We start from the raw sequence: 16978 nt of genomic DNA on the forward strand, positions 1-16978 counted from the left end.
GGTCCCGGACATCCCGTCTGGGACCGGCTTTTTGTATGCCCCGAAGAACCAGGCCTACGGCCCGCCGTGGCAGGGTTGGCGGCTCCTGCTGGCATGATAGGAACCGTGACAAGCAGGTTGCCCGAGGGCCAGGACAGGGGAGCGGCGGACGCCGTCGTGCTCCTGGAACAAAGCCGGGGCGCGCTTGAAGCGGTCCAGTTGCCGCTAAACGTTCCCGGTGCCGCCGCAGCCCGCGGAGCCGTCGCCGCCGCCATTGCCCAGTTGAACGACTACATTCTGCCCCGCTACCGCACGCTGGAAGCCCCGCTGCTGGCCGTCGTGGGGGGATCCACCGGCGCCGGGAAATCGACGCTTGTGAACGCGGTGGCGGGCTTTCCGGCCACCCGTGCCGGAGCGATCCGGCCCACCACACGCCAACCCGTCCTGCTGCATCATCCGGGCGACGCGGCATGGTTTTCGGATCGGCGGATCCTGCCCGGCCTCAGCCGAATCACCGGAACGCCGGCGCCGGCCACCGCCGACAGGCAGGCCCACAATCCGGAACCGGCCGGCGAACCTGCCGGAACCTCGCTGGTGTTGCTCGCCCACAACAGCATTCCCGCGGGCATAGCGCTGCTCGATGCACCGGATATCGATTCGATTGCCGACGAGAACCGGCGGCTGGCGGGACAACTGCTGGCCGCCGCCGACCTGTGGATTTTCGTTACCACCGCCAACCGGTACGCCGACGCCGTGCCGTGGGCGCTGCTCCTGGACGCCGCACAGCGGGACATCGAAGTGGCGATCGTCCTGGACCGGGTGCCGGAAGAAGTTGAGCGTGAAGTCCGCGCCGACCTTGCCGGTCTGCTGCAGCGGCAGGGTCTCGCCGCGGCCCGCCTGTTTGTCATCCTCGAGTCCCGGCTGGACGAACGGGGCATGCTCCCGGCCGGCGCCGTCGATCCCCTCCGGGAGTGGCTCCAGGAACTCGCCGCCGACGCCTCCGGCCGCGCAGACATCGCCCGGCGCACCCTCGGCGGGGCAGTGCGCTCACTGGCCGCGACGGTCGGCTCGGTCGCCGATGCCGCGAACGACCAGCATGCCGCCGGCCAGCGGCTGCGAAAGGTCGTGGAAGACGCCTACGAGGCGGCGACCACGCGGGCTCTCTCGGCCACGGAGGACGGAACGCTCCTCCGGGGCGAGGTGTTGGCGCGCTGGCAGGACTTTGTCGGCACCGGAGAATTCTTCCGGGGTATCGAGAGCGGCATAGGCCTGCTGCGGGACCGGATTGGCGCGTTCTTTTCCGGCAAACCCGCTCCCTCCGTCGAAGTCGAAGAAGCCATCGAGTCCGGGCTGCAGGCCGTCGTCGTCGAGGCGGCGGCCGCCGGCGCGGAGGAGGCCGACGCGCGCTGGCGGACAGACCCGGCCGGGCAGGGCCTGCTCGGACGCGAAGATCTGTCGACTCCCAGCGCGGGCTTTGCGGACGAGGTAGCCCGCGAAATCCGGGCGTGGCAGGCAGACCTGCTGGACCTGATCCGCAGCGAGGGTGAGAGCAAGCGCTTCACCGCGCGCATGCTCTCCTTCGGAGTCAACGGCCTCGGGGTAGCGCTGATGGTGGTGATATTCGCGGCCACCGGAGGGCTGACCGGCTTGGAAATCGGCGTGGCGGGCGGAACGGCCGTGGTGGGCCAGAAGCTGCTGGAAGCGGTCTTCGGCGAGGACGCCGTACGCAGGCTGGCGCGCAAGGCCCGCGCCGAACTGCAGGAGCGAACGCGCAGGCTCATGCGCGCCGAAGCGGAGCGCTTCCTGGCGCGGATCCCTGAGGTGGAGGACGCAGGGACCATGCGCGCACTGGAAGGGCGGCTGCACGCGCTGGGGGCAAAGACGGACACGGGAGCCCCGGATTGAGCCGCCACCGGGGCCAGCCCGAGACCTCCCTGCTGCAGACACGGCTGGATGCCTTGAACACGGCCGCCGAGCTCGCCGCCGGGGTGCTGCCGGAAGCGGAACTCGCACCCGTCACCGAAGTCCTGGAACGGGCCAGCACCCGCCGCTCCCTGTCCGCCGAGCACACCGTGGTTGGCTTTTTCGGTGCGACCGGCAGCGGAAAGTCCTCCCTCTTCAACGCCGTATCCGGCACCCGCCACGCCACCGTGGCGGCACGCCGCCCCACCACGTCCGAAGCAATGGCGGGAATTTGGGGAACGGCCGGCAGCGAACCGCTGCTGGACTGGCTGCAGGTAGCCAACCGGCACGTGGTGGACGACGGATCGTTCGCCGGGCACGGCGGCCTGATCCTGCTGGACCTGCCGGACTTTGATTCCACCGCCGTCGAGCATCGCGCCATCGTGCAACGGTTCGCCGGCCAGGTCGACGTACTGGTCTGGGTGCTGGATCCGCAGAAGTACGCCGATGCCGCCGTGCACCAGGGATTTTTGCGCCCGTTGGCCTCGCACGATGCCGTGACGCTGGTGGTGCTGAACCAGGTGGACCGGCTGGCCGAGGGACAGCTGCAACCGGTCCTGGGGTCGCTGAGGGAGATTTTGCTGCGGGACGGGCTCGCCCGGGTGGATGTCTACCCCGTCTCCGCGACGACGGGGACCGGCCTTGCCGAGCTGACGGCAGCCATCACGGCCTTTGCCGACAAGCGGCAGGCCGCGGCCGAGCGGCTGCTCGCCGACGTCAGGAAGGCGGCCCAGGGCCTGGCCGTTGAACCCGGGGCGGAGCCGGCAGGCGTCAGCAAGGCGGCCAGGAACACGTTGGCCGAGCAGTTGGCGCAGGCGGCAGGCGTGGAAGCGATCAGCGACGCCGTGGGGGCCTCCTACCGGTGGCGGGCGCATGCCCGGACCGGATGGCCGGCGGTCCGCTGGCTCGGAAAGCTGCGCCGCGACCCGCTCAAGCGGCTCAACCTCGACCGCAAGGACGTTAATCCGCTGCTGAACCGCTCGTCCATGCCGGCCCCGGGCCCCGCCCAGCGGGCGCAGGCCGACAAGGCCATCCGTCAGTTCGCCGACCGCGCCGGTGAAGGCGCCGCCGCCCCCTGGCGCGCGGCCATCCGCCGGGCGGCACGATCCGCGGAGGAAACGCTTCCGGACGACTTGGACCAGGCCCTGGTGGGCACGGACCTGCGCTCCGACCGTGCCTCGTGGTGGTGGCCGGTTTTCGGCCTGCTCCAGTGGCTCGCCCTCGCAGCCGCCTTGGCCGGAGGGCTCTGGCTCCTTGGCATCGCCGCGCTGGGCTACCTGCAGTTTGCGGTCCCTGAGACACCAACGGTCGAAGGCTTCCCGGTGCCGACCTTGTTGCTGGCCGCCGGGATCCTCGCCGGGGTGGTGCTGGCGCTGGCATCGGGCGTGATCGCGCGGTTCGTGGCCCGTGCCCGGGCCGCAAATGCGCGGCGGCGGCTCCGGGACGCTGTTGCGCGGGTCGCGGAAGAGCGGGTGGCACGGCCGGTCGAAGAAGCGGTGGCCCGGCACCGGGCATTCAGGCAGGCAGTGCTGAGGGCGTCCGGCGAATGACGTCCCGGGGGAGGCGCGGGGCCATGGACCCGGCAGACGAGATACAAGGAGAACGCAAAAGATTGGCCGCTGAACTGACTGTCAACGATCTGGACGAAGGCTCGCTTCTGGAAAGGATTTTCCCGCGCCTCGGCCCCGCCCGCGTCCCGGTCGGGCCGGGCGATGACGCTGCCGTGATCGAGGCACCCGATGCCCGCACCGTCATCTCGATCGACACATTGGTCCAGGACCAGGACTTCCGGCTTGAGTGGCCCTCCGGGTACCGGACGACGGGCTACGACGTCGGATGGAAATCCGTCGCGCAGAACCTCTCGGACATCAATGCCATGGGAGCCGTGCCGACGTCACTGGTCATCAGCCTGACCCTGCCCGGTGCGACGCCGGTGGCATGGGTCGAGAGCCTGGCCGACGGCGTGGCCGATGCCCTGCGGAAACTGGGGGCGGGCCGGTGCTCCGTCGTGGGCGGTGATCTTGGCCGCGGCGAGTCGATCGTGGTCACGGCTGCCGTTACCGGGGACCTCGAAGGCCGCAGCCCGGTCCTGCGCAGCGGCGCGCGTCCCGGCGACACCGTCGCGGTGGCCGGCACGCTGGGGCGCGCGGCGGCCGGACTGGCGCTGCTCGAAAGCCCGGTTTTCGACGACGGGGCCCCGGCTCCGCTGCAGGAGCTCGCCGGAATCCAGTCCCGGCCGGTGCCTCCGCTGAGCGCCGGCCCCGCTGCGGCCGAATGTGGCGCGACCGCCATGATGGACATCTCGGATGGCCTGCTCCGTGATGCGGCGCGGTTGGCCCGCGCCAGCAGTGTCGCGGTAAACCTTGCGTCGGCGCAGTTGCGGCACTTTGCCGCACCCTTGGACGAGGCAGCGGCCCTGGTGGGGGCGGAGCCCAGCGACTGGGTCCTCGGCGGCGGCGAAGACCATGGCCTGCTGTGTACCTTCCCAGCAGCACAAACCCTGCCGGCGGGGTTCGCCGCCATCGGAGTGGTCGGCGGCGGGAAGGATACGGTGACCCTCGACGGCGTCCCCGTCCAGGTTCGGGGATGGGACCATTTCAGGGGCTGAAGCGCTGCTAGTCGTTGGTCTTTCGCAGGGCTTCGGTCAGTTGGGCGGCCGCGTTGCAGACCACCTCGGCATGCAGCCGGCCGGGTTGCCGCGTGAGCCGCTCGATCGGCCCGGAAATGGAAACCGCGGCGATGACCCGCCCGGACGGACCGCGGACCGGGGCGGAAACCGACGCCACGCCGGGTTCGCGTTCGCCCAGGCTCTGGCCCCAGCCGCGGCGGCGGACGCCGGCGAGGACCGTCGGGGTGAAACGCGCCCCATGGAGTCCTTCAAGCAGCCTCTCGTGGTCTTCCCAGGCCAACAGCACCTGGGCGGCGGAGCCGGCCTTCATCGAGAGCTGTGTCCCCACCGGAATGGTGTCCCGCAATCCGATCGGCCGCTCGGCCGAGGCGACGCATACCCGCGAATCGCCCTGCCGGCGGAAGACCTGGGCGCTCTCACCCGTGGCATCGCGGAGGTTCATGAGCACCGGGCCGGCGGCGGCTATGAGCCGGTCTTCGCCGGCGGCCGCGGCCAATTCGACCAGCCTGCTGCCCAGGACGAACCTGCCCTGCATGTCCCGGCTGACCAGCCGGTGGTGGACCAGCGCCAAAGCGAGCCGGTGGACGGTGGGCCGGGCCAGGCCGGTGGCGGCCACCAGTTGGGCCAGGGACGTGGGTCCGGCCTCCAAGGTGTCCAGCACCATGGCCGCCTTGTCGATGACGCCGACACCGCTAGGATTGTCCATAAGCTGATATTCGCATCTCAATATGTGAGATGCAAGTCGATTGACTGGCGGGCGGGCAGCCGCGCTGGAAGAGTTAAAGCACACACTTGGTGCGGGCCTCCCGGCGGGAGAAAAAGCCTGCGTTGGTATTGATGGAGGAGATCTGGCCATGGCCGGTAACACTGCGGGCAAGACGCTCGCCGAAAAAGTCTGGGATGCACACGTGGTGCGCCACGGCGACGGTGAAGGCGCGGCGCGCCAGCCCGACCTCCTCTACATCGACCTTCACCTGGTACACGAGGTCACGTCGCCGCAGGCCTTCGAGGGCCTGCGCCTGGCGGGGCGCGGGCTGCGCCGCCCGGACCTGACCATCGCGACCGAGGACCACAACACCCCCACGCTGGATATCGACAAGCCGATCGCCGACCCGACCAGCCGCACCCAGATCGAGACGCTGCGCACCAACTGCCGTGAATTCGGGGTCCGGCTGCACTCGCTCGGGGACGCCGAGCAGGGGATCGTGCACGTGGTGGGTCCCCAGTTGGGACTCACCCAGCCCGGCATGACGGTGGTGTGCGGCGACTCGCATACCTCCACCCACGGTGCCTTCGGTGCCCTGGCATTCGGCATCGGGACCTCCGAAGTTGAGCACGTCATGGCGACCCAGACGCTGTCGCTGAAGCCGTTCAAGACGATGGCCATCAACGTCGAGGGCACGCTGCGCCCCGGCGTCACCGCCAAGGACATCATCCTGGCGGTCATCGCCAAGATCGGCACCGGCGGCGGCCAGGGCTACGTGCTGGAGTACCGTGGCTCCGCCATCCGGGCCCTGAGCATGGAAGCCCGGATGACCATCTGCAACATGTCCATCGAGGCGGGCGCCCGCGCCGGCATGGTCGCGCCGGACCAGACCACCTTCGACTACCTCAAGGGCCGGCCGCACGCCCCGGAGGGCGCCGACTGGGACGCCGCCGTCGAAAATTGGCAGACCCTGCGTACCGACGACGACGCGGTGTTCGACGCCGAGGTCTTCCTGGACGCCGATACGCTGGAGCCGTTCGTCACGTGGGGGACCAACCCCGGACAGGGCGTTTCCCTGTCGGAAGCCGTGCCGTCGCCCGACGACTTCGCCGACGAGAACGCCAAGGCAGCCGCGGAACGTGCGCTGGCCTACATGGGTCTCGAAGCCGGCACCCGCATGAAGGACATCCCGGTCGACACCGTCTTCCTGGGCTCCTGCACCAACAGCCGGATCGAGGACCTGCGCATCGCGGCGGACATCATCCGCGGCCGGGCCAAGGCGCCGAACGTGCGCATGATGGTGGTGCCCGGGTCTGCCCGTGTCCGCCTGGAAGCAGAGGCCGAAGGCCTGGACAAGGTGTTCAAGGAGTTCGGCGCCGAGTGGCGGTTCGCCGGCTGCTCCATGTGCCTGGGCATGAACCCGGACCAGCTGGCCCCGGGCGAGCGCTGCGCGTCCACGTCCAACCGGAACTTCGAGGGCCGGCAGGGCAAGGGCGGGCGGACGCACCTGGTATCGCCGGTAGTGGCGGCCGCCACCGCAGTCAGGGGCACGCTGAGTTCGCCCTCGGACCTGGACCCGGTCAACAACGACGCCGTCTCGCGGCCTGCCGCCTAAGGAGCCTGAAGAATCATGGAGAAGTTCACCACCCATACCGGCATCGGGGTCCCGCTGCGGCAGTCCAACGTGGACACCGACCAGATCATCCCGGCGGTGTACCTCAAGCGGATCACCCGGACAGGCTTCGAAGATGCCCTGTTCGCAGCCTGGCGCAAGCACGAGGACTTTATCCTCAACCAGGAGCCGTTCAGCCGCGGGTCCGTTCTCGTGGCCGGCCCGGATTTCGGGACCGGTTCCTCGCGCGAACACGCGGTCTGGGCGTTGAAGGACTACGGGTTCCGTGTCGTCCTCTCCTCCCGGTTCGCCGACATCTTCCGCGGGAACTCCGGCAAGCAGGGGCTGTTGGCCGCCGAGGTCGGCCAGGATGACATCGAGCTGATCTGGAAGGAACTGGAGAACCACCCGGGCACCGAAATCACGGTGGACCTGGAGTCGAAGACCGTCACCTGCGGAACCATCACTGCGCCGTTCGAGATCGACGACTACACCCGCTGGCGGCTGCTCGAAGGCCTGGACGATATCGGGCTGACCCTGAAGCATGAGGCGGAAATCACCACCTACGAGGCCACCCGCCCGTCCTGGAAGCCGACGACCCTCCCGGCAAAAGTCTGAGGACACGCGCCCTGGCGCGAATCGGCGCCGTCGAGGGAGCCGTTCCGGCTCCGTCGGCGGCGCCGATTTGCACCTGCGACTGCCTCATGCAAGGCACCGGCCGGCGGGACGGAAAGCGCCGGACTCGCTGCACGTTTATTTCAGAGTGGTCACGGATTGCCAATATGCTTAGCTGAGGCCCTGGCGCAGTTCGGCGCTAAACTAGCTTGAGGAAACAGGTATTCATGGCAAGTGTTTTGACCATTCGTGGTGGCGTTCCGTTGGCGGGGAAGGTATCCGTCCGCGGCGCCAAGAACCTGGTTCCCAAAGCGATGGTCGCGTCCTTGCTCGGCAGCAATGCCTCGGTCCTGCGGAATGTGCCCGAAATCAGGGACGTGGAGATCGTCACGAGCCTGCTCCGCCTGCACGGCGTCGAGGTGTCCAAGGACGCGGTGACGGGTGACCTGACGCTTGACCCCACCAAGGTCAAGACGGCCCACATGAAGGACATCGACGCCCACGCCGGCGATTCCCGCATTCCGATCCTTTTCTGCGGGCCCCTGATCCACGCGATCGGCGAGGCCTTCATCCCCGACCTGGGCGGCTGCCGGATCGGCGACCGGCCCATTGACTACCATCTCGACGTGCTGCGGCAGTTCGGCGCGATCGTGGACAAGCGGCCCGGTGGCATAGCCATCTCCGCACCCAGGGGACTGAAGGGCGCGAAACTCACGCTGCCGTATCCCAGCGTGGGCGCCACCGAGCAGGTTCTCCTGACGGCAACCCGCGCCGAGGGCATCACGGAATTGAGCGGCGCCGCCATCGAGCCGGAGATCATGGACCTGATCGCCGTGCTGCAGAAGATGGGTGCCATCATCACGGTCCAGACCGACCGTGTGATCCGTATCGAAGGCGTCACCGAACTGTCCGGCTTCAACCATCGCGCGCTGCCCGACCGCAACGAGGCCGCGTCCTGGGCATCCGCGGCGCTCGTGACGCAGGGAGACATTTACGTCGAAGGTGCCCATCAGGGCGACCTCACCGCCTTCCTGAACACCTACCGCAAGATCGGCGGGGCGTTCGACATCGACGACGACGGCATCCGCTTCTACCACCCGGGCGGCAGCCTGTCGCCGCTGGTGCTCGAGACCGACGTGCACCCGGGCTTCATGACGGATTGGCAGCAGCCCCTCGTCGTCGCCCTGACGCAAGCCGAAGGCGTCTCGATCGTGCACGAGACCGTGTACGAGAACCGGTTCGGATTCACCGAGGCGCTGATTCGGATGGGTGCTAACATCCAGGTGCACCGCGAATGCCTCGGCAGCATTCCGTGCCGCTTCGGGCAGCGGAATTTCCTGCATTCCGCCGTGATTTCCGGACCCACACAGCTCTCCGGGGCGGAGATAGACATCCCCGACCTCCGCGGCGGCTTCAGCCACCTGATCGCCGCGTTGGCGGCGGCCGGAACCTCCCGCGTGACCGGCATCGAACTCATCAACCGTGGCTACGAACGCTTCCAGTCAAAGCTGGAGGGCCTCGGCGCGGACTTCGACGTCGAGTAGGCGGACATGGGAGCAGACTCCAAAGAGCGGGTGGTCATTGGTGTCCTCGCCGGCGTTGTCCGGCCAGTCCTGAACCTGGTCCTCCGGCGCAACTGGACGGGAACGGAGAATTTCCCCAAGGACCGGGGATTCATCGTCTGTCCGAATCACAACACCGAAATCGATCCGCTCGTGGTCGGCCATTACGTCTACAACCAGGGCGCCCTTCCGCACTTCCTGGCGAAGGCCTCGCTGTTCAAGATCCCGGTGGTCGGGCAACTGTTGACGGCGGCCCGGCAGATACCGGTGGAGCGGAGCAGTTCGGGCGCAAACCGTTCCCTTGACGTCTCACGGGAGGTGCTCGACGAAGGCGGGGCCGTGATCATCTACCCGGAGGGGACGCTGACCCGGGACCCGGCCCTGTGGCCGATGCGCGGGCGCACCGGGGCGGCAAGGCTCGCGCTGCAGACCGGCGCACCGGTCATTCCGGTGGCGCACTGGGGTGCCAACGAGCTGTTGCCCCGTTACGCGAAAAGGCCCAGCCTTTTTCCGCGCAAGACGGCACACGTCACGGCCGGACCGCCGGTGGACCTGAGCGAATTCAGCGGCTTGCCGATCACCAGGACCGTTCTCGAGGCCGCAACGAATAGGATTATGGACAGCATCACGGCGCTGCTGGCCGAAGTACGCGGCGAGGCAGCGCCCGCCGTCCGCTGGGATCCTTCTGCTCACGGTCAAAGCGCCATGGGCCGGGACTTTGGTTCCGGCGAACCGGTGCATACAGAAGAGCTACCGCCCGAGGAGAAGTTGTGACAGCACGCCCCGACCTGCCTGCCAACATCGCCGTTCTGGGAGCAGGAAGCTGGGGCACTACCTTTGCCAAGGTCGTCGCGGACGCCCACCCCGAGGTCGAGGTCAGGCTCTGGGCCCGGCGCGCCGAAGTGGCGGAGGAAATCAATTCCCGGCACCGGAATGCGAAGTACCTCCGGGACATCGCGCTGCCGGAGAACATCGTCGCTTCGGAGGACGTCGCCGAAGTCCTCCGCGGCGCGCCGCTGGTGGTGCTCGCTGTTCCCGCCCAGACCCTCCGGCCGCAGCTGGCGTCCTGGAAGCCCCTGCTCGATCCGGAGGCAGTGGTCGTCTCGCTCATGAAGGGGCTGGAGCGCGGGACCGATGCGCGCATGAGCGAAGTCATCAAGGAAGAGCTCGGCCTGTCAGACTCCCACGTGGCCGTCATTTCCGGTCCCAACCTGGCGCTCGAGATTGCGCGCAAGGAACCGACCGCCTCGGTGGTGGCCTGCACGGACGACGACACCGCGCAGTGGATTGCGCGGTTGTGCACCGCCAGCTATTTCCGTCCGTACACGAACTCGGACGTCACGGGGGTGGAGATCGGCGGCATCGTGAAGAACATCATTGCCCTGTGCGTGGGAATCTGCGACGGCAAGGGCATGGGAGACAACACCAAGGCGACGGTCATCACCCGCGGACTGGCCGAGACCACCAGGCTCACCCTTGCCCTCGGGGGAGAGGTCCAGACGATGGCCGGGCTGGCCGGGCTCGGCGACCTGGTCGCCACCTGCGCGTCGCCGCTGTCGCGCAACCACACAGCCGGACGGCTCTTGGGCGAAGGCCTGACCCTGGACCAGGTGACGGAACGAATGACCCAAACGGCCGAAGGCATCAAGTCCGGCCGCGCCGTGCTGGATCTGGCCACCAAGGTGGGCGTCGACATGCCGATTACCGAGGCAGTGGTTGCCGTCCTGGAGGGGCAGGTTTCCGTAGAGGCGCTGGCGCCACGCCTGTTGACCCGTGAACTCAAATCCGAAGGTGAACTCCAGTGAACGACGAGACCATTCCCGCCGCGAACGCCCCGTCGCCGGGCCGCAAACCCCGCGTTGCCGTCCTTTTCGGCGGGCGGTCCAGCGAACATTCCGTCAGCTGCGTCACCGCGGCCGGGGTTCTCGGGGCCATCGACAAGGACAAGTACGACGTCGTTCCCATCGGAATTGCGCGCAACGGCCAGTGGGTCCAGGTCGCCGATGATCCGGCCCAGTGGTCGCTCGCCTCGGGGAAAATGCCGGAGATCAGTACGTCCGCCGAACCCGTCGTGCTGGCCAGCAGGCGGGACACGCCGGAACTCATGGTCGCGCCGGCCGCGCAGGTTCCGCAGAGCCTGGGCAACGTCGACGTGGTGCTGCCGCTGCTGCACGGGCCGTTCGGCGAGGACGGAACGCTTCAGGGGTTGCTGGAGATGGCCGACGTCCGCTACGTCGGCGCCGGCGTACTGGCCTCTGCCGTCGGCATGGACAAGCACTATATGAAGGTGGTCTTCGAATCGGCCGGCCTCCACGTCGGTCCCTACCAGGTCATCACCGACCGTCAGTGGCAGCAGGACCCGGACGCGGTGCTCGAACGTCTGGGCACGCTCCAGTTCCCGGTCTTCGTCAAGCCGGCCCGTGCGGGCTCCTCCATGGGAATCACCCGGGTGGCCGAGCCGGGCGGCCTGCGCGACGCCGTGGAGGCCGCCCGCGAACACGATCCCAAGGTGGTTGTCGAAGCCGGCATCATCGGCCGCGAGATTGAAGTAGCGGTGCTGCAGGGCAGGGGAACAGAACCGACGCGCACCAGCCTGCCCGGGGAAATCGCCGTCCAGCCCGGCGAGCATCAGTTTTACGATTTCGAAGCGAAATACCTGGACGGTACGGCCGCCGCCCTCAGCTGCCCGGCGGATTTGCCCGCCGACGCCACGGAAAGAGTGCGCGAACTCGCCGCACAGGCGTTCGACGCGCTCGGGGGAGAGGGACTCTCCCGGGTCGACTTCTTCTACACGCCGGACGGCGAGCTCATTATCAATGAGATCAACACCATGCCCGGGTTTACGCCGATCAGCATGTATCCGCAGATGTGGGCGAAATCCGGACTGCCTTACACCGAGTTGATCGACGAGCTGCTGTACCTGGCCCTCAACCGCAAGACCGGCCTCCGCTGACCATGCCGGCCAGCGCGGTGTCGCCGGCCGTGCCGCCTACAGGACGTCGGAAATGCTCAGGCATTCGCGTTCCTGCGGGATCTCCGACGCCGCCGCCGAGATGTCCATCAACACGGAGCTCTCTGCCACGTCATCGGGCTTGAACAGCAGTTCCGTGGCCGGGGTGCGCCCGTAGGTCGTGGCCGTCCAGTAGCCGTTCTCGCCTTCGCGCAGTACCCAGTCGACGCCGTCGACCGAGACGCATTGGTCCGTCGTCGGGCCGGGAACCGGCACACCGCACCGCAGGATGACCTGGGAAGGGTCCCCCCAGGCGGCGGTCGCCTGGCTGCTCGTTTCACGGCGCGGGAAATCGGCGACGTACTGGGGGAGGATGACCATCATCGGGGCGCATCCGGGGTTTGCCGCGTCCGGAGCGGCGTCAACGTCGACAACAGGCGAACACGCCGTGAGGCTGCCCAGGGCTCCTAGCGACAAAAGGACGGCAAAACGGCGGCGTCGGGGGAAGGCGCGGGTCATACAGCCAGCGTATCCCGACCATCGCGGCCCGCCGGAGCGACAGTGACCGCAGCCACGCCAGACCGGCCCTGCGGTGAGGAGACGGCCGCGGGGTTTATCCTTTTAGGTAGCCTCACCCCTAGGAAGTGACCCCATTGACTGCTGACCACGACAACGAATACCGCCCGCGGCGGCAGCGCCGCCAGCGGAAGAAAGATCCCATCCGCACCATCTTCTTCACCCTCGTGGGCATCGTTGTCGTCGCTGCAATCGTCGGAGGTGGCTACTTGTTCAACTTGGCCAACTCCTTCAACAGCAAGTCCCAAACGATCGAATCGGCCTTCCCGGACAATCGGGCCGAGAAGGACCCGAACGACAAGACGGTCAACATTCTTCTGATGGGCTCCGACAGCCGCGCCACGGGTACGCAGAATCTGACCGAGGTCTCGGACGGCAGCCGCTCCGACACCATGATGCTGATGCACATCCCGGAGAATCGGGAGAACGTCTACGTCATGTCGATCATGCGCGACACCTGGGTGGACATACCGGGCCAGGGCGAGCACAAGATCAACGCCGCCATGGCGTTCGGCGGGGTACCGCTTGTCGTCGAAACCATCGAAGGGCTGTTTGAGACCCGCGTCGACCACGTCGCCATCATCGACTTCTCGGGGTTCAAGGAACTGACCGACGCCTTGGGCGGGGTGGAGATCAACAATCCGGCGGCCTTCTCGGCAACCGGGTCGACCGGCGAGTTCTTCCCTGCGGGCACCCAGACTCTGGACGGCGAGTCTGCCCTGTCCTTCGTGCGCGAGCGCAAGGCCTTCAGCGACGGCGACTATCAGCGCGTGCGCAACCAACAGCTCTTCGTCAAGGCTCTGATGTCCGAGTTCCTGACGGCCGAGACACTGACAAACCCCGTGCGCATTAACGAGGTAGTCGACGAATTTTCCCCGTTCGTGAGCGTTGACAGCGAATTCGACGCCATGACCGCAGGCTCCCTGGGCGTCTCGCTTCGGGATGTACGGTCAAGCGACGTTCAGATGTTCACCCTTCCGACCCTGGGCACCGGCACTTCCGCGGACGGCCAGTCGATCGTCGTGCCGGACGAGGCGGCCATCGCCGAGATAGCCGACGCGCTGCAGAACGACAGCCTCGGCGAATATCTGAGTACTGCGGATCTCGAGTGAGCCGCGACGCGGCCGTATGCCGGTGAGCGGAGCCGGCTGCGGTAGGCTCAGGTAACGCCGGAGGACTGAGATCGATCGTTGGCGGGCATCGCCGGCGCATGCAGATGGGACCCCTTTGCAGACGAAAATTGCTGCCAATGCCGAAGCGCTGCGCCGCTGGCTGTCCAGGGCCGAGGTCGTCCTCGGCAACCACAGCGACCGCCTGAACGCCATCAACATCTTCCCGGTGGCCGACGGCGACACGGGGACCAACCTCTATCTGACCGTCCGGGCGGCGGCGAAGTCGGCCGCCGAAAACCGGACGGCGGACATCGGCGAACTCCTGGCCGGAGCAGGCCAGGCGGCGATGGAAGAAGCGCGCGGGAACTCGGGCACCCTGCTGTCCGTTTTCCTGGCCGCCCTGGCCGAACCCTTGCGGGGCACGACCCGGTTGACGGGGCCGCTGCTGGCCGCGGCCCTCCAGCGTGCCGAAATCAGGTGCTGGTCCGCGTTGAGCGAGCCCGTGGAGGGCACCATGCTCTCCGTCATCGCGTCGGTCTCGCGGGCGGCATCGGCGGTACATGCGGCGAAGAACGGCGACGACAGCAACCACGGCCTGGCGGCAACGCTGGAATCGGTCGTGGAAGAGGCGGTGGCCGCGGTCGTCAGGACCGAGACACAGCTCGGGGCACTTGAATCGGCGCACATCGTCGACGCCGGCGCCGTCGGGTTCCTGCTCATCATGGACACCCTGCGGGCCAGCGCCCTGGGCGTGGAACTGCAGCCGGAACTGCTGGACGGCCTGCACGGCTACAACGTGCAGGATCCGCACCTGCACCTGGACCACGTGCACGAAGGTGTCGAGGTCATGTGCACCGTCAACCTCAGCCCCCTCGACGCCGCGACGCTGCGCCTGAAACTGGACGAACTGGGCGACTCGGTCATCATGAGCGCCGTGACAGAAATCGAGGGCGGGTACCGTTGGCGCGTCCACGCGCACGTGCCGGACGGCGACGCGGCACTGGAGGTTATCCGGGAGCTGGGTGAACCGATGAACGTCAGCATGACGGAGCTGGCCGGCCCGCCGGAGCAAAACCATGGCGGTTGACCCAGCCGACGAGCTGAGCGTCCCGCTGGAGCGGCGGCTCGGCAAGCGCTCGGCCTCGGCACTCGAAAAGCACCTGGGCATGACGGTGACCGGGGAACTGCTCAACTACTTCCCGCGGCGATACATGAAGCGCGGAGAACTGACCATGATCGCCGAGCTGCCGATCGACCAGGACGCAACCCTGGTGGCCCGGGTGCTGAGCTCCAGTTCACGCAAGATGCGGGCCCGCCGCGGTTCGCTGACCGAGGTCGTCGTGACCGACAATTCCTCGGACATCAGCCTCACCTTCTTCAACGGCTATCAGGCTGAACGGGAACTGCGGCCGGGGACCATCGCCATGTTCTCCGGCAAGGTGACGTCCTACCGCGGAAACCTTACCTTGACCAACCCCGACTACCAGTTGCTCGAAGACGCCTTCGACTTCGACGCCGAGGAGGCCCTGCGCCCGGTGCCCATGTATTCGGCGACGGCAAAACTGGGCAGCTGGCGCATCAAGGCGGCCGTTGACCTGTTGCTCGATGCCGTGGACTTCGGGCGCCTGGGGGACCCCATCCCGACCGACATCGCCGTACGGGACGGAATGCTCTCACTGGCTGAGGCCTACGAACAGATCCACCGGCCCTCGACGATGGAAGCCGCCAGCGCGGCCCGCGACCGCTTCCGCTATCAGGAAGCGCTGGTCCTGCAGGCGGCCCTCGGGCGGAAGCGGGCCATCGCCGCGGCCGAACAGGCGACCGCACGCCCGGGCCGGAAGGGCGGTATTGCCGACAAGTTCGACGCCCGCCTGCCCTTCGACCTGACCGCGGGACAGCGCGAGGTCGGCGCGACGATCGCGGCGGAGCTGGCCGGAGATTCACCCATGAACCGGTTGCTGCAGGGGGAAGTCGGGTCGGGGAAGACCCTGGTTGCCCTTCGGGCCATGCTGCAAGTGGTCGACTCGGGCGGCCAGGCCGTCCTGCTCGCGCCGACCGAGGTCCTGGCGGGCCAGCATTTCGCATCGATCACCCGGACGCTTGGCCCGTTGGCGCAGGGCGGCATGTTGGGCGGCGACCCCGACGGCACTAAAGTCGTGCTGCTGACCGGCTCGATGACCGGAACGGCCAAACGCAGGGCCTTGCTCGATGTGGCGGCAGGCGAGGCGGGCATCGTCGTCGGCACGCATGCCCTGCTGTCCGACACGGTGCAGTTTTTTGACCTCGGCCTCGTGGTGGTGGACGAACAGCACCGCTTCGGCGTGGAACAGCGCGATCGCCTCCGGAGCCGCTCGGCCACGCCACCGCACCTGCTGGTCATGACTGCCACGCCCATTCCCCGGACGGTGGCGATGACCGTCTTCGGGGACCTGGAAACGTCCGTGCTGACGGAGCTGCCCGCGGGCCGCGCTCCGATCACCACCCACGTGGTGGCCCTCCAGGAACATCCTGCCTGGGAGGACCGGATCTGGGAACGGGCCCGGGAGGAGGTCGCCGCCGGCCGGCAGGTCTACGTCGTGTGCCCCAAGATCGGGGATGACGAGCTCGAAGAGGCCGATCCGCCGGACGAGCTGTCAGGGCAGCCGGAGCAACAGCGGCCCATGGCATCGGTGGCCGCCCTGGTCGAGTACCTGGGCGGGCTGCCGGTCCTGGACGGAATCCGGATCGGCATGCTGCACGGCCGGATGGAGCCGGAGCAGAAGGCCGCTGCCATGGCGGCGTTCAACGACGGAACGTTGGACATCCTGGTGTCCACCACGGTCATCGAGGTCGGCGTCGACGTGCACAACGCCACCATGATGGTGATCCTGGACGCCGACCGCTTCGGCATTTCGCAGCTCCACCAGCTCCGCGGACGGGTGGGCCGCGGCGGGCTCCCCGGCACCTGTCTGCTGGTCACGCAGCTGGAGCCCGGGCACCCCAGCCGCGAGCGGCTGCAGGCCGTAGCCGCGACCACCGACGGGTTTGAACTCTCGCAGGCAGACCTCCAGCTGCGTCGCGAAGGCGACATCCTCGGGGCGTCCCAGTCCGGCGGCAAATCCACCCTGAGGCTGCTGCGCGTGATCAAGGACGAGGCCGTTATCGCCCGTGCCCGGGAAGACGCCACGGCCATCCTGCAGCGGGACTCTACCCTGGCCCGGTATCCCGAGCTGGCGGCCGCCATCGAGCTGTACCTGAACCCCGAGCGGGAGGCCTTCCTTGAGCGCGGGTAACCG

14 protein-coding genes are annotated in these 16978 nt (G+C 67.9%); 12 read left to right on the forward strand and 2 right to left on the reverse strand.

Features of this window, described 5'->3' with window-relative positions:
- Positions 1 to 93: 93 nt before the first annotated feature.
- Genes AC5RTY_RS09945 through AC5RTY_RS09955 form a run of 3 tightly spaced genes read left to right on the forward strand, consistent with a single transcriptional unit; the run spans position 94 to position 4549 of the window.
- Positions 94 to 1884, forward strand: a complete 1791-nt coding sequence (locus AC5RTY_RS09945) for a dynamin family protein (RefSeq protein WP_494073776.1) — start codon at positions 94 to 96, stop codon at positions 1882 to 1884.
- Positions 1881 to 3491 (forward strand): GTPase, encoded by a 1611-nt coding sequence (locus tag AC5RTY_RS09950; protein ID WP_494101486.1) that lies wholly within the window; start codon positions 1881 to 1883, stop codon positions 3489 to 3491. Before AC5RTY_RS09945 ends, AC5RTY_RS09950 begins: the two co-directional genes overlap by 4 nt.
- Positions 3492 to 3514: 23 nt before the next feature.
- Entirely contained in the window at positions 3515 to 4549 is a 1035-nt protein-coding gene (locus AC5RTY_RS09955) for a thiamine-phosphate kinase (protein WP_494109357.1), read from the forward strand.
- A gap of 7 nt (positions 4550 to 4556) precedes the next feature.
- Here AC5RTY_RS09955 and AC5RTY_RS09960 read toward each other — a convergent pair whose 3' ends face one another.
- Positions 4557 to 5276, reverse strand: coding sequence for an IclR family transcriptional regulator (locus tag AC5RTY_RS09960; protein ID WP_493977303.1), 720 nt, complete (start codon positions 5274 to 5276; stop codon positions 4557 to 4559).
- A 148-nt stretch (positions 5277 to 5424) separates the two neighbouring features.
- Between AC5RTY_RS09960 and leuC the strand changes: the two genes are divergently transcribed.
- From leuC to AC5RTY_RS09990, 6 genes are all read left to right on the forward strand, one after another.
- Positions 5425 to 6891 carry a 3-isopropylmalate dehydratase large subunit gene (leuC, locus tag AC5RTY_RS09965; protein ID WP_493986902.1) on the forward strand — a complete coding sequence of 489 codons (1467 nt, stop codon included), beginning with the start codon at positions 5425 to 5427 and terminating at the stop codon, positions 6889 to 6891.
- A gap of 15 nt (positions 6892 to 6906) precedes the next feature.
- A complete protein-coding gene (leuD, locus tag AC5RTY_RS09970; protein ID WP_494101515.1) occupies positions 6907 to 7506 on the forward strand; it encodes a 3-isopropylmalate dehydratase small subunit in 600 nt (199 codons plus the stop codon).
- A gap of 224 nt (positions 7507 to 7730) precedes the next feature.
- Complete coding sequence (murA, locus tag AC5RTY_RS09975) at positions 7731 to 9047, forward strand: UDP-N-acetylglucosamine 1-carboxyvinyltransferase (protein ID WP_494000008.1); 1317 nt, start codon at positions 7731 to 7733, stop codon at positions 9045 to 9047.
- 6 nt (positions 9048 to 9053) lie between these two features.
- Positions 9054 to 9839: a lysophospholipid acyltransferase family protein gene (locus AC5RTY_RS09980; RefSeq protein ID WP_494022892.1), complete on the forward strand. Its 786-nt coding sequence runs from the start codon at positions 9054 to 9056 to the stop codon at positions 9837 to 9839.
- Positions 9836 to 10870 (forward strand): NAD(P)H-dependent glycerol-3-phosphate dehydrogenase, encoded by a 1035-nt coding sequence (locus tag AC5RTY_RS09985; RefSeq protein ID WP_494022893.1) that lies wholly within the window; start codon positions 9836 to 9838, stop codon positions 10868 to 10870. The genes AC5RTY_RS09980 and AC5RTY_RS09985 overlap by 4 nt, the downstream gene beginning before the upstream one ends.
- An 11-nt stretch (positions 10871 to 10881) precedes the next feature.
- Positions 10882 to 12018 carry a D-alanine--D-alanine ligase family protein gene (locus tag AC5RTY_RS09990; RefSeq protein ID WP_494001270.1) on the forward strand — a complete coding sequence of 379 codons (1137 nt, stop codon included), beginning with the start codon at positions 10882 to 10884 and terminating at the stop codon, positions 12016 to 12018.
- A 36-nt stretch (positions 12019 to 12054) separates the two neighbouring features.
- On the opposite strand, the gene AC5RTY_RS09995 is transcribed toward AC5RTY_RS09990, so the two are convergent.
- Positions 12055 to 12534 (reverse strand): DUF3515 domain-containing protein, encoded by a 480-nt coding sequence (locus AC5RTY_RS09995; protein WP_494000005.1) that lies wholly within the window; start codon positions 12532 to 12534, stop codon positions 12055 to 12057.
- A 125-nt stretch (positions 12535 to 12659) separates the two neighbouring features.
- Between AC5RTY_RS09995 and AC5RTY_RS10000 the strand changes: the two genes are divergently transcribed.
- From AC5RTY_RS10000 to AC5RTY_RS10010, 3 genes are all read left to right on the forward strand, one after another.
- Entirely contained in the window at positions 12660 to 13703 is a 1044-nt protein-coding gene (locus AC5RTY_RS10000) for an LCP family protein (RefSeq protein WP_494022895.1), read from the forward strand.
- Between the two features lie 148 nt (positions 13704 to 13851).
- Positions 13852 to 14790 (forward strand): DAK2 domain-containing protein, encoded by a 939-nt coding sequence (locus AC5RTY_RS10005; RefSeq protein WP_494001269.1) that lies wholly within the window; start codon positions 13852 to 13854, stop codon positions 14788 to 14790.
- Positions 14780 to 16975 (forward strand): ATP-dependent DNA helicase RecG, encoded by a 2196-nt coding sequence (locus AC5RTY_RS10010; RefSeq protein ID WP_494012336.1) that lies wholly within the window; start codon positions 14780 to 14782, stop codon positions 16973 to 16975. Before AC5RTY_RS10005 ends, AC5RTY_RS10010 begins: the two co-directional genes overlap by 11 nt.
- Positions 16976 to 16978: the final 3 nt, after the last annotated feature.

The sequence above is a fragment of the Arthrobacter sp. Y3224055 genome, assembly GCF_059090825.1.

What these genes read in the sequence shown, in the direction of transcription:
- AC5RTY_RS09960 (WP_493977303.1), bottom strand. Translation starts at nt 5,276, where the DNA reads ATGGACAATCCTAGCGGTGTCGGCGTCATCGACAAGGCGGCCATGGTG.
- AC5RTY_RS09995 (WP_494000005.1), bottom strand. Translation starts at nt 12,534, where the DNA reads ATGACCCGCGCCTTCCCCCGACGCCGCCGTTTTGCCGTCCTTTTGTCG.
- AC5RTY_RS10010 (WP_494012336.1), top strand. Translation starts at nt 14,780, where the DNA reads ATGGCGGTTGACCCAGCCGACGAGCTGAGCGTCCCGCTGGAGCGGCGG.
- leuC (WP_493986902.1), top strand. Translation starts at nt 5,425, where the DNA reads ATGGCCGGTAACACTGCGGGCAAGACGCTCGCCGAAAAAGTCTGGGAT.
- AC5RTY_RS09955 (WP_494109357.1), top strand. Translation starts at nt 3,515, where the DNA reads ATGGACCCGGCAGACGAGATACAAGGAGAACGCAAAAGATTGGCCGCT.
- AC5RTY_RS09945 (WP_494073776.1), top strand. Translation starts at nt 94, where the DNA reads ATGATAGGAACCGTGACAAGCAGGTTGCCCGAGGGCCAGGACAGGGGA.
- leuD (WP_494101515.1), top strand. Translation starts at nt 6,907, where the DNA reads ATGGAGAAGTTCACCACCCATACCGGCATCGGGGTCCCGCTGCGGCAG.
- murA (WP_494000008.1), top strand. Translation starts at nt 7,731, where the DNA reads ATGGCAAGTGTTTTGACCATTCGTGGTGGCGTTCCGTTGGCGGGGAAG.
- AC5RTY_RS09980 (WP_494022892.1), top strand. Translation starts at nt 9,054, where the DNA reads ATGGGAGCAGACTCCAAAGAGCGGGTGGTCATTGGTGTCCTCGCCGGC.